Source organism: Rhizobium sp. RAF56, assembly GCF_052113965.1.
Lineage (GTDB): Bacteria > Pseudomonadota > Alphaproteobacteria > Rhizobiales > Rhizobiaceae > Rhizobium.
This window is the reverse complement of record NZ_JBFRDU010000008.1, coordinates 53,559-75,851: the sequence shown is the minus strand read 5'-3', so window position 1 is coordinate 75,851 and position 22,293 is coordinate 53,559. Positions and strand designations below refer to the sequence as shown.

General features: G+C 61.3%; 24 protein-coding genes. 10 read left to right on the top strand and 14 right to left on the bottom strand.

The genetic code is table 11. The annotated features are described in order from the left end of the window. The 4 genes from AB4048_RS08785 to AB4048_RS08770 are packed head-to-tail and all read left to right on the top strand — an operon-like array spanning position 1 to position 4,079. Positions 1-789 carry an ABC transporter permease gene (locus AB4048_RS08785; protein WP_442201554.1) on the top strand — a complete coding sequence of 263 codons (789 nt, stop codon included), beginning with the start codon at positions 1-3 and terminating at the stop codon, positions 787-789. Then, entirely contained in the window at positions 786-1,889 is a 1,104-nt protein-coding gene (locus AB4048_RS08780; protein ID WP_442201553.1) for an ABC transporter ATP-binding protein, read from the top strand. The genes AB4048_RS08785 and AB4048_RS08780 overlap by 4 nt, the downstream gene beginning before the upstream one ends. Before the next feature lie 4 nt (positions 1,890-1,893). After that, positions 1,894-2,628 (top strand): MBL fold metallo-hydrolase, encoded by a 735-nt coding sequence (locus AB4048_RS08775; protein ID WP_442201552.1) that lies wholly within the window; start codon positions 1,894-1,896, stop codon positions 2,626-2,628. Between the two features lie 17 nt (positions 2,629-2,645). After that, positions 2,646-4,079 (top strand): aldehyde dehydrogenase family protein, encoded by a 1,434-nt coding sequence (locus tag AB4048_RS08770; protein ID WP_442201670.1) that lies wholly within the window; start codon positions 2,646-2,648, stop codon positions 4,077-4,079. A gap of 157 nt (positions 4,080-4,236) precedes the next feature. On the opposite strand, the gene speB is transcribed toward AB4048_RS08770, so the two are convergent. Further along, positions 4,237-5,283 (bottom strand): agmatinase, encoded by a 1,047-nt coding sequence (gene speB, locus AB4048_RS08765; protein WP_442201551.1) that lies wholly within the window; start codon positions 5,281-5,283, stop codon positions 4,237-4,239. A gap of 193 nt (positions 5,284-5,476) precedes the next feature. Between speB and AB4048_RS08760 the strand changes: the two genes are divergently transcribed. Together AB4048_RS08760 and AB4048_RS08755 are read left to right on the top strand one after the other, a co-directional pair. After that, complete coding sequence (locus tag AB4048_RS08760) at positions 5,477-6,382, top strand: LysR family transcriptional regulator (RefSeq protein WP_442201550.1); 906 nt, start codon at positions 5,477-5,479, stop codon at positions 6,380-6,382. A 153-nt stretch (positions 6,383-6,535) separates the two neighbouring features. Then, a complete protein-coding gene (locus tag AB4048_RS08755) occupies positions 6,536-6,913 on the top strand; it encodes a VOC family protein (RefSeq protein WP_442201549.1) in 378 nt (125 codons plus the stop codon). Between the two features lie 175 nt (positions 6,914-7,088). On the opposite strand, the gene AB4048_RS08750 is transcribed toward AB4048_RS08755, so the two are convergent. The 4 genes from AB4048_RS08750 to AB4048_RS08735 form a co-directional block, all read right to left on the bottom strand. Then, positions 7,089-7,346 (bottom strand): hypothetical protein, encoded by a 258-nt coding sequence (locus AB4048_RS08750; RefSeq protein ID WP_442201548.1) that lies wholly within the window; start codon positions 7,344-7,346, stop codon positions 7,089-7,091. Between the two features lie 123 nt (positions 7,347-7,469). Further along, complete coding sequence (locus AB4048_RS08745) at positions 7,470-7,676, bottom strand: hypothetical protein (protein ID WP_442201547.1); 207 nt, start codon at positions 7,674-7,676, stop codon at positions 7,470-7,472. A 317-nt stretch (positions 7,677-7,993) separates the two neighbouring features. Beyond that, positions 7,994-8,290: a hypothetical protein gene (locus AB4048_RS08740; protein ID WP_442201546.1), complete on the bottom strand. Its 297-nt coding sequence runs from the start codon at positions 8,288-8,290 to the stop codon at positions 7,994-7,996. A gap of 91 nt (positions 8,291-8,381) precedes the next feature. Further along, positions 8,382-9,332: a polysaccharide lyase gene (locus AB4048_RS08735; RefSeq protein WP_442201669.1), complete on the bottom strand. Its 951-nt coding sequence runs from the start codon at positions 9,330-9,332 to the stop codon at positions 8,382-8,384. Positions 9,333-9,532: 200 nt separating this feature from the next. Between AB4048_RS08735 and AB4048_RS08730 the strand changes: the two genes are divergently transcribed. Then, complete coding sequence (locus AB4048_RS08730) at positions 9,533-10,027, top strand: heme-degrading domain-containing protein (RefSeq protein WP_442201545.1); 495 nt, start codon at positions 9,533-9,535, stop codon at positions 10,025-10,027. Positions 10,028-10,092: 65 nt separating this feature from the next. Here AB4048_RS08730 and AB4048_RS08725 read toward each other — a convergent pair whose 3' ends face one another. The 3 genes from AB4048_RS08725 to AB4048_RS08715 form a co-directional block, all read right to left on the bottom strand. Further along, positions 10,093-11,352: an AGE family epimerase/isomerase gene (locus AB4048_RS08725; RefSeq protein ID WP_442201544.1), complete on the bottom strand. Its 1,260-nt coding sequence runs from the start codon at positions 11,350-11,352 to the stop codon at positions 10,093-10,095. Between the two features lie 78 nt (positions 11,353-11,430). Continuing rightward, complete coding sequence (locus AB4048_RS08720) at positions 11,431-11,874, bottom strand: type II toxin-antitoxin system VapC family toxin (RefSeq protein ID WP_442201543.1); 444 nt, start codon at positions 11,872-11,874, stop codon at positions 11,431-11,433. Next, positions 11,871-12,212: a FitA-like ribbon-helix-helix domain-containing protein gene (locus AB4048_RS08715; RefSeq protein ID WP_442201542.1), complete on the bottom strand. Its 342-nt coding sequence runs from the start codon at positions 12,210-12,212 to the stop codon at positions 11,871-11,873. The genes AB4048_RS08720 and AB4048_RS08715 overlap by 4 nt, the downstream gene beginning before the upstream one ends. 107 nt (positions 12,213-12,319) lie before the next feature. Here AB4048_RS08715 and metH point away from each other — a divergent pair, with 107 nt between their 5' ends. Next, entirely contained in the window at positions 12,320-16,087 is a 3,768-nt protein-coding gene (metH, locus tag AB4048_RS08710; protein ID WP_442201541.1) for a methionine synthase, read from the top strand. A gap of 124 nt (positions 16,088-16,211) precedes the next feature. On the opposite strand, the gene AB4048_RS08705 is transcribed toward metH, so the two are convergent. The 6 genes from AB4048_RS08705 to AB4048_RS08680 form a co-directional block, all read right to left on the bottom strand. Next, a complete protein-coding gene (locus AB4048_RS08705; RefSeq protein WP_442201540.1) occupies positions 16,212-16,514 on the bottom strand; it encodes an addiction module antidote protein in 303 nt (100 codons plus the stop codon). A 5-nt stretch (positions 16,515-16,519) separates the two neighbouring features. Next, positions 16,520-16,816, bottom strand: a complete 297-nt coding sequence (locus AB4048_RS08700; protein WP_442201539.1) for a type II toxin-antitoxin system RelE/ParE family toxin — start codon at positions 16,814-16,816, stop codon at positions 16,520-16,522. A gap of 101 nt (positions 16,817-16,917) precedes the next feature. After that, positions 16,918-17,340, bottom strand: coding sequence for a hypothetical protein (locus AB4048_RS08695; protein ID WP_442201538.1), 423 nt, complete (start codon positions 17,338-17,340; stop codon positions 16,918-16,920). Positions 17,341-17,349: 9 nt separating this feature from the next. Next, positions 17,350-17,604 (bottom strand): type II toxin-antitoxin system prevent-host-death family antitoxin, encoded by a 255-nt coding sequence (locus tag AB4048_RS08690; protein ID WP_442201537.1) that lies wholly within the window; start codon positions 17,602-17,604, stop codon positions 17,350-17,352. 39 nt (positions 17,605-17,643) lie between these two features. Beyond that, on the bottom strand, positions 17,644-18,408 hold the full coding sequence (locus tag AB4048_RS08685; RefSeq protein ID WP_442201536.1) for a GntR family transcriptional regulator: 765 nt from the start codon (positions 18,406-18,408) through the stop codon (positions 17,644-17,646). Then, a complete protein-coding gene (locus AB4048_RS08680) occupies positions 18,405-19,289 on the bottom strand; it encodes a BadF/BadG/BcrA/BcrD ATPase family protein (RefSeq protein WP_442201535.1) in 885 nt (294 codons plus the stop codon). Before AB4048_RS08680 ends, AB4048_RS08685 begins: the two co-directional genes overlap by 4 nt. Positions 19,290-19,826: 537 nt before the next feature. On the opposite strand from AB4048_RS08680, the gene AB4048_RS08675 reads away from it, so the two are divergent. Together AB4048_RS08675 and AB4048_RS08670 are read left to right on the top strand one after the other, a co-directional pair. Beyond that, positions 19,827-21,086 carry an ABC transporter substrate-binding protein gene (locus AB4048_RS08675; RefSeq protein ID WP_442201534.1) on the top strand — a complete coding sequence of 420 codons (1,260 nt, stop codon included), beginning with the start codon at positions 19,827-19,829 and terminating at the stop codon, positions 21,084-21,086. A 245-nt stretch (positions 21,087-21,331) separates the two neighbouring features. Then, positions 21,332-22,285 carry a carbohydrate ABC transporter permease gene (locus AB4048_RS08670; protein ID WP_442201533.1) on the top strand — a complete coding sequence of 318 codons (954 nt, stop codon included), beginning with the start codon at positions 21,332-21,334 and terminating at the stop codon, positions 22,283-22,285. The last annotated feature ends 8 nt before the right edge of the window (positions 22,286-22,293 follow it).

Sequence of the window (22,293 nt, the reverse complement as noted above, 5' to 3'; positions counted from 1 at the left end):
ATGCGCAAGTCCCTCACTACCGCTGCCTCCTTCACCTATGCGGCACTGATCTACGGCTTCATCTTCCTGCCGGTCGTGGTTCTTGTCCTCTTCTCGTTCCAGGACGGCCGCCTGCCGGTGCCGCCCTTCAACGGCTTTTCCCTGCAATGGTACGAAGCGGTTTTCGCCGATCGCAAGCTGATGGCAGCCCTCGTCAATTCGTTCCTGGTGGCGATGGGGTCGTCCTTCGTCGCCTGCCTGTTCGGCTTCATGGCTGCCTATGCGCTTGCCCGCTTCAAGCTGCCGGGCTCGGCCTTGCAGCGCGGCCTTTTGATTGCGCCGATGACGGTGAGCTATCTGATCATCGCGCTTGGGCTCCTGACCGTGTTGAACACGCTCGGACTGCCGCTGTCGCTCTGGACGGTCGGCATCGGCCATGTGGTCATCAACCTGCCGCTATGCTTCGCCATCATCTATTCCTCGATGGGCGATCACCACATCAACATCGAGCGCGCGGCGCGCGATCTCGGCGCCAACGACTTCAAGGTGATGGCGCTGGTGACGGCGCCGATGCTGCTGCCGTCGATCCTCGCCTCCTTCTTTCTGTCGGTGACGTTCAGCTGGGACGAGTTCATCATCGCCTTCTTGCTGTCGCGCTTCGACGTGACGCTGCCCGTCGAAATCTGGAGCCTCTTGCGCTCCGGCCTCAACCCGAAAACCAATGCCATCGGCTCGCTGGTCTTCCTGGTCTCCGTCGCCGTGCTGGTGGTGCTGGAGCTGAGCCTGTTCGGAAGGACGAAAAAATCATGACCGCTCCGGTTTCCATCGCCAACGCCACGAAAACCTTCGGTTCCTTCACGGCGCTCGACGACGTGTCCCTCGACATCGAGGCTGGCGAATTCATCGTGCTGCTCGGACCCTCGGGTTGCGGCAAGACGACGCTTTTGTCGATCCTCGGCGGGTTCCTCGCACCGACCAAGGGTCGTGTCAGCATCGGCGGCAAGGACATGACCTATGTCGCGCCGGCGAAGCGTCCGACAACGACGATGTTCCAGGACTATGCGCTGTTTCCGCACATGAAGCTCAAGGACAATGTCGGCTTCGGTCTGAGGATGCGTGGCGTCGGCAAGGCCGAGCGCGAGGAGAAGGCGAAGGGCTTTCTCGATCTGGTCGGGCTCAAGACATCGGCGGAGAAGAAGCCGCACGAGCTTTCCGGCGGCCAGCGCCAGCGCGTGGCGCTCGCCCGGGCGCTTGCCGTCGATCCGGACGTGCTGCTGCTCGACGAGCCGCTCGGGGCGCTTGACCTCAAACTGCGCCGCCAGATGCAGGATGAGCTCAAGGCGATCCAAAAGCGTGTCGGCACGACCTTCGTTCACGTCACGCATGACCAGGAGGAGGCGATGGCGATCGCCGACCGGATCGTGGTGATGAATCATGGCCGGATCGAGGATTTCGGCCCGCCAGCCGATATCTACATGCGTCCGCGCTCGCTGTTTGCCGCCGGATTCATGGGCGAGGTGAATTTCATTCCCGGCAAGATCAGAAGCGCCGATCGTGGTGGCGGCCTCGTCGAGACGGCGCTTGGCGAGATCGTCCTGCCAAAACAGTGCTTCACGGCGTGCGCGCCTTCCGCCGGTCAGGCAACGACGCTTTGCATTCGCCCGGAACATTTCCGGCGGGCGGGAGAAGGTGGCGAGCCGGTCACTGCGCTCGGGCAGGCGACCATTTCGGGCAGCGCCTTCTTCGGCACGCACTACCGCTGCCACCTGACGCCGACGAGCGCGCCGGAGATGAGCATCGTCGCGCACATGCCGCAGTCGGCGGCGGTGGTGGAAGGCCAGCCGATCGGACTTGCGGTCAATGTCGGCGATATCGTAGCGTTGCCGCCCGAACATGCAGGCAGAAGCTAAGATCATGGAACGCATCGCGCCGGACAAGTGGTATGAAGTGAGACGGCTGGCGGACGACGTCACGCTCATATCCGAACCGTTCATCCATGAGTTCTACCGCTGCAATGTCTGGCATGTGCGCGGACGCGATCGCGACATGCTGATCGATAGCGGCATGGGCGTCGTGTCGTTGCGCGAATGGGTTCCGCTGGTCACCGAGCGGGAGCTGATTGCGGTGGCGAGCCACACCCATTTCGACCATATCGGCTGCCACCACGAGTTCGAATGTCGCGCCGTGCATTCGGCGGAGGCTGATCTCCTCGCTGATCCGACGCGGCAAAACACGCTTGCGGATCCCTACGTCACCGACGGCATCTTCGACGCGCTGCCGCCTGAGCCTTACTGCTCGAAATGCTACGGCGTGAAGCGGGCGCCGGCGACGCGCATTCTTGAAGATGGCGACGTGATCGATCTCGGCGACCGCACGTTCGAGATCGTCCACACGCCCGGCCATTCGCCCGGCGGCATCGCGCTTTGGGAGGAAAACACCGGCGCGCTGTTTTCCGGCGATATTCTTTATGACGGACCTCTGATAGAGGACACATACCACTCCGACGCGGCGGATTACCTCGCTTCGATGGAGCGTCTGTTGAAAATTCCGGCGCGCATCGTCCATGGCGGGCACTTTCCGAGTTTCAGCGGAGAGCGATACCGCCAGTTGATCACCGACTGGCTGAACGAAAAGCAGAAGAAGATCTGACGGGAGTGAAAGACGACATGCTCGACAAGCGTAAATTCTACATCAACGGCGAATGGGTTGCCCCCCTGGCTGCGAACGATCTCGACGTCATCAATCCAACGACCGAAAAGCCGGTTGCCGTGATCTCCATGGGTACGGCGGCCGATATCGACCGCGCGGTCGCCGCGGCCAAGAAGGCATTCGCCACCTATAGCCGCACCAGCGTCGAGGAACGGTTGGCGCTGCTCGAAAAGCTCCTGCAGATCTACAAGCGCCGCTACGAGGAAATGGCGCAGACGATCACGCTCGAACTCGGAGCGCCGATCACCATGAGCCGCGAGCAGCAGGCCGATGTCGGCGTCGGCCACCTGCAGGGCTTCATCGATGCGCTGAAACGGCTGAAGACGCGCGACGTTCTGCCGAACGGCGACGTCATGCTGCGCGAGCCGATCGGCGTGTGCGGCCTTATCACGCCGTGGAACTGGCCGATCAACCAGATCGCGCTGAAGGTCGTTCCGGCGCTTGCGACCGGCTCGACCTGCGTGCTGAAGCCTTCCGAGTTTACGCCGCTCAACGCCATGCTCTATGCCGAAATGGTGGATGAAGCAGGCTTCCCGGCGGGCGCCTTCAACCTCGTCAACGGTGATGGCTTCAACGTCGGCGCCGCGCTTTCCAAGCATAAGGACGTCGACATGATGTCGTTTACCGGCTCGACCCGCGCCGGCATCGCCGTCAGCAAGGACGCGGCCGAAACCGTCAAACGCGTGACGTTGGAACTCGGCGGCAAGTCGCCGAATATCGTCTTCGAGGATGCCGACCTTGAAGATCGCGTCACCGGAAGCGTGCTCGAATGCTTCAACAATTCCGGACAGTCCTGCGATGCGCCGACGCGCCTCCTGGTGCAAAAGTCCGTCTATGACAAGGCTGTGGAGATTGCGACGCGTGTCGGGCGCGAGGCCAGCGTCGGCAATCCGACGGAAGAGGGCGGCCACATCGGACCGCTCGTCAGCGACGTGCAGTTTGGTCGGGTGCAGACGCTGATCGAAGCGGGGATCGCGGAAGGCGCGCGCGTTCTGGTCGGCGGCGCCGGAAAGCCGGAAGGCTTCGAGACCGGTTACTTCGTCAAGCCGACGATCTTTGCCGACGTCAACAACGGCATGCGCATCGCCCGCGAGGAAGTGTTCGGCCCGGTGCTCGCCATCATGCCGTTCGAGACGGAAGATGAAGCGATCGCGATCGCCAACGATACCAACTACGGCCTTGCCGCCTATGTCCAGACCGGCAATCCGGAACGCGCCGAACGCGTTGCCTCGCGCCTGCGTGCCGGCATGGTGCACATCAACGGCGCGCCGCATCGCTACGGCAGCCCCTTCGGCGGCTATAAGCAGTCCGGCAACGGCCGCGAGGGCGGAATGTTCGGACTTGAGGATTTTCTGGAAGTGAAGACGGTTCATCGCCCCGACGCGGCCTGACGCCTGCGGCTCGCGCTTCCGCTTCTTCCGCCTTCCTGGCCCTGAGCCGGTATGACGGAGGGACGTGGAACTGCTTGCTTTACACGTGACTTCCTTGTCAGCATTTAAGGGCGCCGGCTGCAGCCGGCGCCCTTCTTATTTCAAGCCTTGCGATTTTTCAGCGCGTCGCAAGCGCTGGGCTGTAGACCAGGAGGCTCAGGATTTCGAAGAGCACCTGTGCACCGGCCTGAGCGGTGTTGGTGGTGCCGTCGTATTGCGGCGCGACTTCGACGACGTCGCCACCGACAAAATTGAGCCCCTTGAGGCCGCGCAGCAGTTCCAGCACTTCGCGCGTCGTGAAGCCGCCGATTTCTGGCGTGCCGGTGCCCGGCGCAAACGCTGGATCCAGGCTGTCGATATCGAAGGAGAGATAGGTCGGGCCGTCACCGACGATCTGGCGAGCCTTCTCGATGATCGCCGGCATGCCCATGCTGGTGAGTTCCTCGGCGTGGATGACGGTCATGCCGGACTCGTAGGAGAACTCCCAAAGATATTCCGATGAGCCGCGGATACCGATCTGAATGGTGCGGGCAGGATCGAGAACGCCGTCGAGCACGGCGTTGCGCATCGGTCCGCCGTGGTGGAACTTGGTCTGGTCGAACGGGCCGCCGGTATCGCAGTGGGCATCGATATGGATGAGGCCAACCGGCCGGTCACGGCCGACCGCCTTCAGGATCGGATGCGCCATGGAATGGTCGCCGCCCACAGAGACGGGTATGACGCCGGCCTGGACGATCGCCGAGATCGCGGTTTCGATGTTCTCATGGCACTGCTCTAGCCGGTAGCGGCTGGCGAAGGGCACGTCGCCGATGTCAGCCACACGCAGATCGTAGGCCGGTGCGCAGTCCAGCACGTGGTTATAGGGGCCGATGCGTTCGATGGCGCGGATGGCGCGGGGGCCGAAGCGGGAGCCGGGGCGGTTGCTGACGCCGAGATCCATCGGCACGCCGACGACGGCAACCTGCAGATCGCCGAAGTCGGGCTTGGCGAAGTTGACGGGATGATAGGGCAGGCTCGCGAAGGTCGGCACGCCAGAGTAGGGTGCCAGCCGCGTCCCGCCGCTGAAAATCTTATCCGCAACCCGCTTGAAGCGCGGATTGTAGAAGTCGGCGCTGTCGGCGAATTTGCGGCGCAGCTCCTCCAGGCTCTTCTTTATATCGACCATAATCGTTCCTCTCTGCGGATTTCTGGTGGTGGTGCGACTGCACCATAAAATCGCGTTCTCTCACATCACTTTCTGCTGAACGAAACTTCGAGAAAAATTGAACTTTCAGGGAGCATTGGCTTTAAATTCCTGTTTGCAAATGGCATTTTGAAGAACTGAAAGGCGAAGGGCCGGGCTCCTTCGTGGAGCTTCCATGGCGTTCGACGCTTCCGACATCCGCCTGTTGAGGATCTTCGTTTCCGTGGTTGAAGCGGGCGGGTTTGCTGCCGCGCAGAGTGAGCTCAACATCGCGCTTTCGACGATCTCCACACATATGGCGGCGCTCGAAGCGAGGCTCAAGCTGACGCTCTGCCAGCGCGGTCGAAGCGGCTTTCATCTGACCCCGGAGGGACAGTCCGTCTACGAGGAAGCAAAGCGCCTCTTCGGCTCCATGGAAGGCTTCGACGGGCGCATGCGGGCGCTGCGCGAAAAGATGACCGGAACGCTGTCGATCGGCATTACCGACAACACGATTTCGGATCCGAATTGCCGGCTCGACAGGGTGCTCGGGCAGTTTGCGGATGCAGCGCCGGAAGTGGTGCTTTCAATCGTAACCCGGCCGCCGAACGAACTGCTGCGTGACATCGTGGCGGGCGAGATCCAGGTGGCGATTTCGAGCTTTCCGCGCCTGGCGATGGGGCTCGACTATATCGATCTCTATAGCGAGACGCAGTCCTTCTATTGCGCGCGCGAGCATCTGCTCTTCCACCGGCCGGACGAGGCGATCGATCTGGCCGAGGTGCAGGAGCACAAGCTGGTGGCGCGTTCCTACTGGGGGCAGCGCGACCTGAAGATCTTTGCGAGCGCCGCGCCGAAGACCACCGTCAGCGACATGGAGGCCGAAGCGCGCCTCATCCTGTCGGGCCGGTTTCTTGGATACCTGCCCGACCACTACGCCAGACCCTATGTGGAAGCCGGCCAGATGCGCGCGATCAGGCCGGATATCTTTCGCTACCGCGCGGCATTTCAGGCCGCCTGCGATCCGGTTCAGGCAAAGCGTGGCCTTGTCGCGCTGTTCCTCAGGCTCCTGAAGGCTGAGCTGCAACGCGACCGGAAGTAGCCCCGCCGCGAGCGGTGCTGAGGGGCGGACGGGTCGTGGGTATCCAAGCGCCGTTGCGACCCCATGTTTGTTGACTGGATGCTAAGGTTGACTGATGCTGCGGTGCCTCTTGCCACGGCAGGGGCTGGTGAAAACAAAAGGAGCGTCCGTTCAATGTTCGATCATATCTCGATTGGCGTCAAAAGCCTGGAAGTGGCGCGCCGCTTTTATGACGCGGCCCTGCGTCCGCTGGGTTATGAGCGGCTTTCGAACGCTGACAACATGGTCGGCTATGGGGCGGAAAGAGCGGCGTTCTGGGTTGGCGAGGTCGAAAGGCCGGTGCCGGCCGATCGCGGCTCCGGTTTGCATTTCTGCTTCGTCGCGCCGACGGCCGATTCGGTCGACGCCTTTTATGCCGCAGCGATTGCCAATGGTGGCGAGGACAACGGCAAGCCAGGCGTCCGGCCAGACTATGGGCAGTTTTACTATGCGGCGTTCATCATCGACCCCGACGGATACCGCCTGGAGGCATATTTTCACCGACCCGAATAAGGTGCGCCACGCTACGGCATAACGCGGCCCAAGAGCCGCGCGGCGCTGTCATGGCGGCCTCGGGCCGAAGCGAAGACCGCTCCGCAGGGCGCTGCGGCGCGGTCTTTGTCTCTGCACATTCCCTGAATCGAAATCGAAGCAAGGATAGGCTTCAGCGAAGCCGAGGCTTCGCTCCTTACATCGTGCCCATGCTCTTCATGGCGCTGTTCATATGCATGGCGCAGTCTTTCGCCTTGTGGGCTTTCATGGCGGTCTTAGCCATATCCATCTGCTTCATGGCCGTCTTCTTCATTGCGGCATCAGTCATGCCGTCGACCTTGGTCTGCATCGCAGCCATCGAGGCGTCGTCGCATTTCGCCATCGGTGCTGTTGCCGCATAGGCGGGCAGCGCGGCTAAGGCGAGGGCGGCAGCGATCAGCGTGGATTTCAACATTGGAAGTCTCCTCCGAAGGGCATAAGCGCCCACATGAAAACGTGGTGCTCGGAAGGGCGTTCCGGTTTTTAGGAGGAGAATGGCCCGATGCGACAAGATGCCTCATCCGGCGTTTCGGTACGGTCAGTGGTGTTCGCGATCGTGCAGTGCGTCGAGAAGCCGATCCTGGGTTTGGTAGCCGGCCAGGTAGAGGTCGATCGCGACGCTCGCGGCGGCCAGGCCCTCCTGGCTCTCGATCTTGATGCTGCGTTCCGCGCACCAGCAATAGAGCGCGCCAGCCAGCGCATCGATATCCTCAGCATGATCGAGCGCGTTGACCATCATCGACATTTCGCTGCACCTTCTCGTTAAGATGGGACATTTGAGCGATAGCTTGATGAGATTCTGCTCAATTGCAAGGCGAACAGCCTTGCTGCGTTAATGCCGGCGAAATACGGGACAAAACTGTCTCAAACAGAGACGTCTTATCTCAAATCGATACGGATTTTCAGTTGGGCGTCTGTTCCGGCGGATGAGGCGGAGGGTTTTCCGCATGTTCCCGGCTATCGCGGGCGGGGAAAATAAACAGAGCGATGCCCAAAGCGATGGTGAGGACCACCATCGCCCACAATATGACCTTGGGGCGTAACGAGATCATGGCCAAGCGATCATGTGTGGAGCGGATGAGACGCTTCCACTGCCGCTTCGATCAACTCTTCAGCGAAGGATATCGCGCATTCGGAGTCGTCTTCGTCCAGTTTCAGTTCGCTGCATTTTTGTCGCATTGCCTTGCGGATCTCGGCGAGCATCCTGGCGTCTACCAAATCGTCGCCTTCATCGAGAGCGTGGGTCAATGCCGATTGGGCAACCACTTCGAGGACCGCCATGCGCCCCTCTATTTCTCCCAACGTCGGAATCGCCCTCATGGCGCCCTGACGTTTGCAGTCACGGTTTGTGGTGAGCATATGAGCGGTCTCCTCTCATGAGGCAGATAACCCATGAGACGGAAAAAAGTTCACCCCGACGGATGATACATTTCAGGTGAAAGCCTAATTCTCAATCTTTTGGACAGGTCCCGGCTGCAAGCACGTCCGCGCAGTTTGGAGAGCGGCGGAAATCGTCGTAGTAGAGGGTCCATTCGGTGCTGTCGGCGGCGCGGTAGGGACCGAACTTGAAGTACTGGTTCTTGCCCAGCCCGTCATCGGCATGGCCGATATGTCCCTTGACGGTAACGATCCATTTGTCGTTGGCGAAGATCTCGATTTGGCCGGTGCCGTCGGGACCGGGCTTTGTATAGATCGCAAAGTCGATCCAGCCCGAGTCCGGCGACGGAAGCGGATTTCCGCGGTCGATGACGGTAATTGCGTCGGTGCAGCCGGCGAACTCCGCGCCATCCTCCTTCGACCATTTGCCGTCAGTGGCGACAAGGGCGCGCATCTGGTTGGTGTCGGGTCGGAACCAGACAGGGGTCTGGCTTTGGCCGCAGGGCTTGGGATCGCCATCGCTGACCTTCGTTACCGGGGCGATGTAGTTCGTCTCCACCGTCGCGAAAAGCTTTCCGTGGTTGAGGCGAAGCGCCAGAAAGGGGCTGAAATCGCCTTTCGCGTTGGGGCCGATCTCGCGTTTCCATTGCGCGATCAAGTAGCGATGGTCGCTTGTGGGAATAGGATCGGCAAACTTGACGGCAAAGCCGTACCAGACGCCTTTCGTATAGGGAACGCGATGCTTCGTGCGTTCCCAGATCTCGGCGCGCTCGCTGCAGTTTTCCTCATTCGCGGCGCAGAGCGGCTTGATGCTGAGCTTGATCGCGCCGGTGCCGCTGCGTTTCACCTCGGACTGGAATTCGACGGTGCCGGCACTCTGCTCGTAGTTGTCGCGATAGTAGAGGCCGCCGGCGGGGGAGAAGTTCTGGCCGTCGAAGCCGTCGCGCAGCACCATCTCCGATGGATCTTCCGCGCGAGCCGATATGACCCGGAGAAAAGCCGCCAGGAAGGTAAGCACGATCATCTTCGTCTTCATGATTATCGCATATCCCCAGTGCGAGACCTCGATCCGCTATCAATGGCGGCAAGGACGGCCGCTAGCAAGATAACTAATTGAATTATGCTTAAATATTGAAGCCCGGGAGCAGCGAGAAGGGCTTGCGGGTGTGGACAAATCGGGCCGGGCGCGCTTGATAGGCGGACGACATATAAGGAGGATACGGCATGACGATCGAGGATGATCTCCACAAGATTGCTGAGCAGGAAGAGACGCTGCGCTTCGACACCTTCGATCTGGCCGCGGCCGGAGTGCTCGGCAGGCTGCTCTGCGATCTTGCCACCGAGCGCAATCTCCCCGTCGCCATCGACATCACCTTCCATTCCATGCCGGTGTTCTACGCGGCGCTGCCGGGCTCGACACCGGATAACGCCAGCTGGATCAGGCGCAAGCGCAACATGGTGCTCCGCTATTTCCGCAGCAGCTATGCGAGCGGCCTTTCGCTGCAAAAGCAGGGGAAGACGATCGAAAGCAACGGACTTTCCGCCGAGGACTATGCCTCGCACGGCGGCAGCTTTCCCATCTATGTCAACGGCACGGGCTGCATCGGCGCCGCCACCGTCTCCGGCCTGCCGCAGCGCGCGGACCACAATCTGGTGGTGGAAGCGCTGGCGCTGATGCTGGGACACGAACCGGACGGTCTGGGGCTGCCGGATGCGTGATCGCTCAAAGCGGCGCGGCAAGATCAACGAAACCCTGCCGAACGCCGCCGGTCTTTAAGCGCGGCTCAGACCTTGCCGGCGGCCTCCGCGATCACCTTCGTCAAGCTGCCGGTCGGGGGGAAGAGCGGGATCAGGCAGGCCTGCAGGGCGTGATAGATGTCGCCCTTGCCGGGGAAGAGCGTGTGGGAGGGATGAAGGCTCTCGGTCAGTTCCTCATGCCAGCCGCCGTGCTTGCGGTCGATGAAGTGGTTGCCGATCACGCCCCAGATCTTGCGGTAGCTTTCCTCGTGGAAATCGCTCGGCACATGCTCGTTGAGGAAATGTGCCGCCGCCGCGCCCTCGCAGGCCGGCCACCACAGCTTGTTGCGCTTGGCCGGGACGTCGGCCCAATCAAGCGTGTAGAAAAACCCGCCCTTGTCGTTGTCCCAGCCCAGTGACATCGACTGCGAGAACAGCGCCTTGGCGGCGTCCGGCATCCAGGCATGCTTTTTGCCGCCGAGCGACCAGAGCTGCAGGATGAGGCGGGCCCATTCCAGCCAATGGCCTGGCGTCGTGCCGGCGGGGCGGAACATCTCGTTCGGGTGATAATAGGATTTATCGACGGTCCATTGGGTGTCGAAGTGCTCGGCAACCCTCCAGCCGACGGAACCGGCCGCACGGCGGATGACGAGATCGGCGATGCTTTCGGCCTTGTCGAGATAGCTGCGGTCGCCGGTTGCCTCGAACGCCGCCATCAGTGCTTCCGTCAGATGCATGTTGGAATTCTGGCCGCGGTAGCCGCCGCCGTCGAGCGGCTGCCAGTCTTGAGTGAACTCCTCGGCGATCGCGCCATGGCGGGCTTCCCAGAACCGGCTGTTCAAGACCTCGGTGATGTCGGCAAGCATGCCGTCGGCCAGCGGATGACCGATCGTCTTGGCGGAGGAGGCGGCAAGCAGCACGAACGCGTGGCCGTAACCTTGCTTGTTGGCGTCGACCGGGCCGTCATCGTTCAGTGACCAGAGATAGCCGCCGTGCTTCGTGTCGCGGTGGTGGTTCCAGAGATAGTCCATGCCATGATCGACGATGCCTTCCGAGCCGGGCCGGCCGAGCAGGGCGCCGATCGAGAAGCAATGCACCATGCGCGCCGTCGAATGGATGCCGCGCACGGGATTGACCGCATCGAGAGGGTTGCCGGCATCGTCCATATCGTAGAATCCGCCTTTGGGATTGACGCCACGATACTGAAAGAAATCGAAAAGCCCGTTCGCCTGATCGAGCAGCCAACGCCGGTGATAATCGCGCGTGCTCCAGTTTCCGAGTGCTTGTGTCTGCTGCCCGATGCTCATGCTTTCCTCCCGGGAATCTTTGGCCACCTACGCCTATAGCGCCGTCGGGACGATGTGTCATGGCCGGCGGTGAATTGGCTAGGAGCGTGACGCGACGATCTCCTCCATCGTAACGCAAAGGCTGCTCAAAGCGGGGGAGGCGCTCTGGCGCAAGGCGGTCAATAGCCGTTCATCGGCTGTTACGAAGCGGCAGTTCCGGCGGACGGCGAGACATGCGTAAAAGCAATCATAGGCGGGGTGACCGAGATCGATGGCGAGTTCCGTCGCTTCTCCCATCAGCGGCAGAGTAGAATGAAGTTCGACGCCGCTTCGTTCCAGCAAGCGCGCGGCTAGCTTCGCTTCGTCCTTCGACAGCTCGGCTCTTTGCGTCTTCTTCCAGAGAATGTTTGCGCATTCGCAAACGAAGAGGTCCGGTGCTGCGAAACGGAATTCCTTGCGTAGCGCGATCGCATTCTTCGTTCCAGTTTCCTGGACCACCCATTTGATCGCGATGCTTGCGTCGACAATCAGCGTTTCGGTCACCGCTCGTCACGACCCTCACGCAGCAAGACCTCGGACGGTGTCTGGAGCCTTTCCGCAGTTATTCGGCGCAACTCGGCGGCCAGTTCGTCGAACGTCGGTTCCGCTTCATTTTCGAGCGCCTGCCGCAGGATCTCTCGATGCTCGGCTTCGGCTGAGCGACCATGCCGCGCGGCCCGCACCTTGAGTCTGGTGATAAGGTCGTCATCCAGGTTGCGGACGTGCAAGCTCGAAGCCAAGAGCCGATCCCCGTTGATCTCATTGGCAGCAATGATAGCAATCCCTCTTGCGAACATCAAGATAACCGGCAAATCCCGCGGTTCATCGCCCTTCGCGTGCAAGCTGTTGCGACTGCTTGCGCCCTCAGCCGTTCAGGCGTACATATGTTGACATAAGCATATCTTTATGTGATCAGCCTGTGTCGCAATCAGGCCAAAGGAGTTCGCTCGTGTTCGATGATCTGTTCAAATCCGGGAGCTTGCACCGCGGCGATGTTTTCGAGGCTCTGAGACAGGCGGCGAGCGAACGTATCCTGGTTCTCGACGGCGCGATGGGCACGCAGATCCAGGGGCTTGGCTTCGACGAGGATCACTTTCGCGGCAGCCGCTTCATCGGCTGCGCTTGCCATCAGCAGGGCAACAACGACCTTCTGATCCTGACCCAGCCGGACGCGATCGAGGAAATCCATTACAAATACCTGAAGGCCGGCGCCGACATCATCGAGACCAATACCTTTTCCTCCACCCGTATCGCCCAGGCCGACTACCAGATGGAGGGGGCGATCTACGACCTTAACAAGGAAGGTGCGGAAGTCGCCCGCCGTGCTGCTATCCGCGCCGAGCGTGAGGACGGTAAGGGTCGCTTCGTCGCCGGCGCCATCGGCCCGACCAACCGCACGGCCTCGATCTCGCCGGATGTTAACAATCCCGGTTACCGTGCCGTGTCGTTCGACGATCTGCGCGTTGCCTATGGCGAGCAGATCGATGGCCTCATCGATGGCGGCGCCGACATCATCCTGATTGAAACCATCTTCGACACGCTGAACGCCAAGGCAGCGGTGTTCGCCTGCGAGGAGCGATTTGCCGCCAAGGGCGTGCGCTTGCCGGTGATGATATCAGGCACCATCACCGATCTCTCCGGCCGCACGCTGTCGGGGCAGACGCCTTCGGCGTTCTGGAATTCCGTGCGCCACGCCAATCCTTTCACGATCGGGCTGAACTGCGCACTCGGCGCGAACGCCATGCGTCCGCATCTGCAGGAACTTTCGGCGGTCGCGGACACGTTCGTCTGCGCCTATCCTAACGCCGGCCTGCCGAACGAGTTCGGGCAGTATGACGAAACGCCTGACATGATGGCGGCCCAGATCGAGGACTTCGCCCGCGAGGGGCTCGTCAACATCGTCGGCGGCTGCTGCGGCTCGACACCGGAGCATATCGCCGCGATCGCAACTGCCGTTTCGAAATACAAGCCGCGGCCGATCCCCGAGCACCGCCCGTTCATGGCGCTTTCCGGCCTCGAACCCTTCGAACTGACCAACGACATTCCCTTCGTCAACGTCGGCGAACGCACCAATGTCACTGGCTCCGCGAAATTCCGCAAGCTGATCACCAATGCCGACTATGCGGCAGCCCTCGACGTCGCCCGTGATCAGGTCGAGAACGGCGCGCAGGTGATCGATATCAACATGGACGAAGGCCTGATCGATTCCGAACGGGCGATGGTCGAATTCCTGAACCTCATCGCCGCCGAACCTGACATTGCCCGCGTGCCTGTTATGATCGACAGTTCGAAGTTCTCGATCATCGAGGCGGGCCTGAAGTGCGTCCAGGGCAAGCCGATCGTAAACTCGATCTCGCTGAAGGAAGGCGAGGAGAATTTTATCGCTCAGGCGCGGTTGCTGCATAACTACGGTGCGGCTGTCGTCGTCATGGCCTTCGACGAGACCGGACAGGCCGACACCTATCGGCGCAAGGTGGATATCTGCACCCGCGCCTATAAGCTCTTGACAGAGGAAGCAGGTCTCGCGCCCGAGGACATCATCTTCGATCCGAACATCTTCGCGGTCGCCACCGGGATCGAGGAGCACAACAACTACGGCGTCGATTTCATCGAGGCGACGCGGACGATCCGCAAGGCGATGCCGCTTGTCCATATTTCCGGCGGCGTATCGAACCTTTCCTTCTCCTTCCGCGGCAACGAGCCCGTGCGTGAGGCGATGCACGCTGTCTTCCTCTATCATGCCATCCAGGCAGGCATGGACATGGGCATCGTCAACGCCGGCCAGCTGGCGGTCTACGACAACATCGACCCTGACCTGCGCCAGGCCTGCGAGGACGTGGTGCTGAACCGCCGGCCTGACGGCACCGAGCGTCTTCTCGAGGTTGCCGAGCGTTATCGCGGGCAGGGCGGCAAGGAGGCGAAGGCACAGGATCTCTCCTGGCGCGAATGGACGGTAGAAAAGCGGCTTGAGCACGCGTTGGTCAACGGCATCACCGAATACATCGAGGCCGACACCGAGGAGGCGCGGCAGAATGCGGAACGGCCGCTGCACGTCATCGAAGGTCCGCTGATGGCCGGCATGAACGTGGTCGGCGATCTCTTCGGCTCCGGCAAGATGTTCCTGCCGCAGGTGGTCAAATCCGCCCGCGTCATGAAGCAGGCGGTGGCCGTTCTGCTTCCTTACATGGAAGAGGAGAAACGGCGGACCGGCGGGGACCAGAGGCAATCGGCCGGCAAGATCCTGATGGCGACCGTCAAGGGCGACGTCCACGACATCGGCAAGAACATCGTCGGCGTCGTGCTCGCCTGCAACAACTACGAGATCATCGACCTCGGCGTCATGGTTCCGGCGACGAAGATCCTGGAAACGGCGATTGCCGAGAAGGTCGACATCATCGGTCTTTCAGGCCTGATCACGCCCTCGCTCGACGAGATGGTGCATGTCGCCTCCGAGATGGAGCGGCAGGGTTTTGATATGCCGCTCCTGATCGGCGGGGCGACCACCAGCCGTGTGCACACGGCGGTCAAGATCCATCCGCGCTATGATCGCGGTCAGGCTGTCTATGTCACCGACGCATCGCGCGCCGTCGGCGTCGTCTCGAACCTCCTGTCGCCGGAAAACAGCAAAGGCTACCTCGCGACCATGCAGGAGGAATATGAGAAGGTCGCGGCGGCGCACGCCCGTGCCGAGGCGGAAAAGATCCGCCTGCCGCTTGCCCGCGCCCGCGAGAACGCCGCCCGCGTTGACTGGGCGGACTACAAGCCCGCACGGCCGCAATTCCTCGGAACCAAGGTCTTCGATGACTATGACGTGGCGGAGCTCGCGCGTTACATCGACTGGACGCCCTTCTTCCAGACCTGGGAGTTGAAGGGTCGCTACCCGGCGATCCTTGAGGATGAAAAGCAAGGGGAGGCGGCCCGACAGCTCTTTGCCGACGCCCAGGCGATGCTCGAAAAGATCGTTGCGGAACATTGGTTCCGGCCTCGCGCGGTGATCGGCTTCTGGCCGGCGGGTGCTGTTGGCGACGACATTCGCCTGTTCACGGACGATGGGCGCGGCCAAGAACTTGCGACCTTCTACACGCTTCGCCAGCAGCTTTCGAAACGCGACGGGCGGCCGAATGTGGCGCTGTCGGATTTCGTCGCGCCGGTCGAAAGCGGGGTCGGGGACTATGTCGGTGGCTTCGTGGTCACCGCCGGCTTCGAGGAGATCGCCATCGCCGAACGCTTCGAGCGTGCCAACGACGACTATTCCTCGATCCTGGTAAAGGCGCTTGCCGACCGTTTGGCAGAGGCCTTCGCCGAGCGCATGCACGAGCGCGTCCGCCGCGAATTCTGGGGCTATGCCAAGGACGAGCATTTGACGAGCGAGGAACTCCTGCAGGAAGCCTATGCCGGCATTCGTCCGGCGCCCGGCTATCCGGCGCAGCCCGACCACACGGAGAAGGCGACGCTCTTCCGCCTGCTCGACGCGGAAGCGGCGACGGGCGTGCAGCTCACCGAGAGCTACGCCATGTGGCCCGGCTCCTCGGTCTCCGGCCTCTACATCGGCCATCCCGACGCCTATTATTTCGGTGTCGCCAAGGTGGAGCGGGATCAGGTGGAGGACTATGCCGTTCGCAAGGGCATGCCGGTTTCCGAAATAGAACGTTGGCTCGGACCGGTGCTGAACTACGTCCCGGCGAAAAACGACGCGCCGATCGAGGATGCCGCCTGAGGGGCGGCATTGACGTTCGCAAACTGATTCAAGTTCTTAATGCGGCTGGAAATGATTCATCTTCCAGCCGCAATCCATTGATCTTATTTGGAAATATATGTTGGAAGCCGCGATGCTGTTCGATTTAGGCGTGCACGCCAGGTTTGTGCGGAGTGACCGACAGATCAAATCCCATCGCCTTGATCACTTTCATGATGGTGCTGAACTCGGGATTTCCCTCGGCACTTAGCGCGCGATAGAGGTTTTCACGGGACAGCCCGGCATCCTTTGCAATCTGGGTCATGCCATGAACGCGAGCTACATCGCCGATGGCGGCCGCGATGGTCGCGGGATCGCCGTCCTCAAACACCGCTTCCAGGAAGAGGGCGATCTTTTCCTCGGTATCGAGGTGCTCTGCAATGTCCCATTTGCTTGTCTTGACAGCCATGTCCGTTATTCCTCTACGTCCCGCGCCAGCGTTTTCGCCGCCGCAATGTCTGAGCTCTGCGTGCTCTTGTCGCCACCGCACAAGAGAATGACGAGGATATTGCCTCGCTTGATGAAATAAACGCGGTAGCCGGGGCCGCAATCGATGCGCAGTTCGCTTACACCTTCGCCGACCGGTTTGACGTCCCCGGGATTTCCCATGGACAAGCGATAGATGCGTGCATTGATGCGAGCCTTCGCCCGTTCATCTTTCAGCCGGAAGAACCGCTTAGCATAGATGTCGGTTTCCCGAATTTCGATCATAGCACACTGTAGCTCATAAGCTACAGTTCAGCAGCATTTCGAATTAGCGTTCATTGGCGCGAAAGCGATATCAGCCCGGCGCTGCCAGTCGCGCCTACCCTTCACCCGCGCACGTCGCTGCTTTGTCTTGCGCGTGCCAACCGAAGGAATTCCTGCCTGATACTCTCAAAAAGGCCAGGCGGGATGAAGCCGCAAGCGAAGTTTCCAGAGCCGGCTGATATCGGCGCAAGTCCGCCGTTCGGCCATTCGTCAATATTGTGCTCGGAGACGATGACCCAACTCGGTTCGTCGTCCAGGCCAATGGCTTGCTTGACGCGAAGCGGTATCTCGATGCCGACCGTGTCGCCTGCGGGTGGCGTATGGGCGATCGGTAACAGGACGTACCGCGGACGAATAAGATGGTCACTCGCCGCGACAATACACGTCGGACGGTCCTTGCCCTGAGCACGGCTCACTTGCGCCTCCCGCGTCCAAAGGTAGTCATAGCGAACGACGAGACCGGGCTTTGGATCGGGAAGCGACATGCCGCCGCCTTATTTCAGCAGCTCGTCGAGGTCGGAATGTGCGGGGTCCATTTCTGCACGCTCGACCGCATCGATGACAACCGACAGGGCGTCCGCTGTGCGATGGGTGCGTTGCGCCGCGGCTTTCAGCCAGTCGTAGTGATCTGCTGACATCAGAACAAGCTCGCGTCGCCCATGACGTGTGATTTCAAGCGGTTCGCGCTGCGCCTGATGCTGGAATTCGCCGAATTTACGCTGGAATTCAAGAGCGGTTGTTTGAGCCATGATTGCCTCCTGATCCATATAGGAAGGTCAGCTGTATTCTCAGCTCGGCCCGATCGTCAGCTCGGCGACGAAATCATAGGCGTCGCCGCGATAGAGGGAGCGGGTGAATTCAACGGCGCGGCCCGAACCGAGGTAGGAGATGCGCTCGATCGACAGACCGGCGGCACCGACGGGGACGCCGAGCAGGCCGGCGTCGCTTTCCTTCATGTTGGTGGCCGAAATCCGCTGCACGGCGCGCACCGGCCGCACCTGGCGGCGCTCCAGTTCTTCGTAGAGCGAGGTGGTGACGACCGAGGGATCGGGGAGGAATTCGCCGGAAACGCTGGCATGCTCGATCGCAAGCGGCTGGTCGTCGGCAATGCGCAGACGGCTGAGGCGCGAGACCTTCACGTCGGTCGCAAGACCGAGAATCATCATTTCGTCGGGCGAGGGGGTATGAACGCCCTTGTGCAGCCATTCCGACCGGGCCTTGATGCCGCGCCGCGCCATGTCCTCGGTGAACGAGGTCAGCTGCGAAAGCCGTTGCTCGACCTTGGAGACCGGGCGGGCGACGAAGGTGCCCGAGCCGTGCCGGCGAACGAGAACGCCCTCGGTGACGAGATCGTCGATTGCCTTTCTGACGGTCACCCGGCTGACGGCGGCGAATTCGGCAATATCGCGCTCGGGCGGCAATGCGTCGCCGTGCTTCAATGTCCCGGCTCTTACGGCATCCTCGAGGGTGCGTCGCAGCTTGACGTAGAGCGGGCCGCTGCCGCCGGCGGTCAGCCTTTCGGGAGTGAAGATGCGCATCAGGTCCTCGCTCATGCGCCGCGGCCTCCATCGCTGTTCAAAAGTTCAAGCGCGAAAGCCAGCGCACCCTGGAGCGCATCCGCGGCGGGTTCGACGACCAGCGCCTGGTGCGCGGCGCTCAGCCACGGTCGGTAGAGGCCGCCGAGCCCGCCGAGCAGGCAGATCGTTTGACACTCCGGCCAGAGCAGCGCCTCAAGGCTTGCGTCGATCGCCTGCGCTCCAGCCTTGACGATTGCGACCGCAATCGCATCGCCGCGTCCCGCCGCCTCGAAGACGAGCGGTGCGAAACGGCCGAAATCCTTCGGCTTGGCGCCGTGGGCAAACTCCACCAAGCGTTCTGGGGCGCCGCCGAACTCAGCGATTGCCTGTGCGGTGACCGTCGAAGCGGGGCGGACGCCATCGTGGGCAAGCAACGACGCTTCAAGGAGGTCGCGTCCGAGACGTGCGCCGCTTGCCTGGTCGCCGACAATTGCCCCCCAGCCGCCGATCTCGCGTATCTTGCCGTCGCGCCGCGCGCCGTAGACCGAGCCTGTGCCGATCGTGCCGACGACGCCGTCAGCGCCGCCGAGCGCGCCGCGAAGCGCGATCAGGGAATCGGTGACGACGCGGCTTTCAGCGAATGGCAGCGCCTTCTTGATGCTGGCGCCATAGGGGCCGACATTGGCGCCGGCGACGCCGAGCACAGCGCTCGCATTTTCGATGAGAGAAGGGGCCAGTCCGGAGCTTTCGAACGCGGCGCGCGCCGACGCGACGATATTCGCAAGAGCTGTCTCAGGATCGGACATGATGTTGGCCGCGCCAGACTTGCCGGTGCCAAGGATGGTGCCCCTCCGGTCGGCCACGGCAGCGCGGCAACTCGTTCCGCCGCCGTCGATACCGATCGCAAACTCCGTCATCTGTCCCTCCGGATGCCGCCGCCGCCTTCTCCTTGGCTACAATACCAAAAAAATACCATTTACCAATAGCCAATCGCGGCAAATTTCCGAATTCATATCATATTGAAAAACTTTGAATAAATTCGTCATCTGAATTTTGTGATGCGAAAAAGTTAAAATTCGGCTGGACAATTGGTATTTTTTTGGCCTTAATTCAGCGCAGGGAACAGTTCGAATATGGCATTGGTGATTACCGGCAACAAAAACAATAAGCCGGAGAGCCTCGCGTAAAGTGGCCGCTGCCGTGTCAGGCGAAGCGCGTGCACCTTCGCGATTGCCTGCATCCTATTGTTTCCCTTGAGTTTAGCGCGCCCGCCGGGCAGTCCGAGCGAGGCGCGGGCAGTCGGACGGCTTCGGTTGGCGTCGTGGTGGTCCGCGTGCATTTGGGATCGGCAATTCTGGCGATCCCGGTGAGGCGTTGGGTGCTTCCTCATGCATGCCAACGGATGTGTTCAGACGAAAAACAGCGCTTGTTGCAAGCGCCCAAAGGAGAGGGAAATGAAGACAAACGTTCTGAAGAGCCTGCTGCTAGCCTCCTGCGTGATCACCTCGGCGGGCCTTGCCCACGCCGCGGACGTCACGCTCAACATCGAGAGCTGGCGTAACGACGACCTGAAGATCTGGCAGGACAAGATCATCCCGGCCTTCGAAGCGAAGAACCCGGGCATCAAGGTGACATTTTCTCCGACGGCTCCGACGGAATATGACGCCGCAACCAATGCCAAGATTGACGCCGGCAGCGCTGGCGACATCCTCACCTGCCGTCCTTTCGACAAGTCGCTTGCATGGTTCAAGGGCGGCAATCTGGCGAGCCTGAACGATCTGCCGGGAATGGACAATTTCTCGCCGGTCGCAAAGGCTGCATGGACGACCGACGACGGCAAGACGACCTTCTGCGTGCCGATGGCTGCCGTCATCCACGGCTTCATCTACAACAAGGATGCCTTCGACAAGCTCGGCATCAAGGTTCCGACGACGCAGGCTGAATTCTACGCCGCCCTGGACAAGATCAAGGCAGACGGCACCTACATTCCGATGGCCATGGGCACGAAGGATCTCTGGGAAGCCGCCACCATGGCCTACCAGAACGTCGGCCCGAACATTTGGAAGGGTGAGGACGGCCGCCAGGCCCTGATCGCCGGCAAGCAGAAGCTCACCGACGCTCCTTGGGTCGGCGCTTTCACTGAGATCGCCAAGTGGAAGCCCTATCTCGGCGACGGCTTCGAAGCCCAGACCTATTCGGATAGCCAGAACCTCTTCACGCTCGGCCGCGCCGCCATCTACCCGGCAGGCTCCTGGGAAATCGGCCTGTTCAACACGCAGGCCCAGTTCAAGATGGGCGCTTTCCCGCCGCCGGTCGAGAAGGCAGGCGATACCTGCTACATCTCGGATCATCCGGATATCGGCGTCGGCCTGAACGCCAAGGGCAAGCATCCCGAGGAAGCCAAGAAGTTCCTGGCATGGGTTGCCTCGACCGAATTCGCGGAAATCTACGCGAACTCGCTCCCCGGCTTCTTCAGCCTGAACTCCAATCCGGTGAAGATGACGGATCCGCTTGCCCAGGAATTCACCTCCTGGCGCGGCAAGTGCAAGTCGACCATCCGCTCGACCTACCAGATCCTGTCGCGTGGCACGCCGAACCTCGAAAATGAGACCTGGGTTGCCTCGGCCAATGTGATCAACGGCACGGAAACCCCGGAAGCCGCTGCCAAGAAGCTGCAGGACGGCCTCGACAGCTGGTTCAAGCCGGCGAAGTAAGCAAGGCGCCGACCCTCCCTTGGCGGGGAGGGTCGGTCCGAAAGACCGGGTGGGGGGATGCTCCGACGCACCTTCCCACCCGCAGCTTCGCTGCGACCTCTCCTCTCAAAAGGGAGGTGCCCACCGCAGAACGCACTCCTCCATCACCTCTCGCTGCTTGGCCGGGAGGCTGAGTGGAAGTGAGGTGTCATCTATTACTCGCGCCGCGCCTCGCGCGCCCGCCGAAAAAAAACAGGCAAAAGGCCATGAGCGACGCCCATACCGCTGCCGCCGTCGATGCGGTCCCGATCAAGCGCCCGATACGCTGGCATATCTTCGTCTTTCTGCTGCCAGCTTTCCTCGTCTACACGGCCGTGATGATCCTGCCGCTCGCCCAGACGCTGCGCCTTTCGCTCTACAATCTCGTCGACGGGCAAACGACCTTCGTCGGGCTTGCCAATTTCCAGGTATTGTTCGGCGATCCGCGCTGGTCGCACGATTTCTGGAACGCGCTACGCAACAACTTCATCTTCTTCATCATCCACATGTGCGTGCAGAACCCGATCGGGGTTGCGCTTGCGGCGCTCCTGTCGCTGCCGCGGCTGCGCTTCGTTGCGTTCTACCGCACCGCCATCTTTTTGCCGACGCTGTTGTCTTTCGTGATCGTCGGCTTCATCTGGAAGCTGATCCTGTCGCCGATCTGGGGCGTGGCTCCATGGATGATGGATCTCGTCGGTATGAAGTCGTTCTTTTCGCCTTGGCTAGGCAAGCCCGGCACGGCACTGATCACGGTGGCGCTGATCTCGGTGTGGCAGTATGTCGGCATTCCGATGATGCTGATCTATGCGGCGCTGCTCAACATTCCCGAAGAGGTGATCGAAGCCGCCGAATGCGATGGCATCACCGGCTGGAGCCAGTTCTGGAAGATCAAGCTGCCGCTGGTGCTGCCGGCGATCGGCATCATTTCGATCCTGACTTTCGTCGGCAATTTCAATGCTTTCGACCTTGTTTATACGGTACAGGGTGCGCTCGCCGGTCCCGACGGTGCGACGGATATTCTGGGCACTCTCCTCTACCGCACCTTCTTCGGTTTCCAGCTGCAGCTCGGCGACCGCTCCATGGGTGCGACGATCGCAACCGTGATGTTCCTCATCATCCTTGCCGGCGTTTCGTTTTATCTCTTCGCAATCCAACGGCGCATGCGCCGCTACCAGTTCTAAAGGAGGGC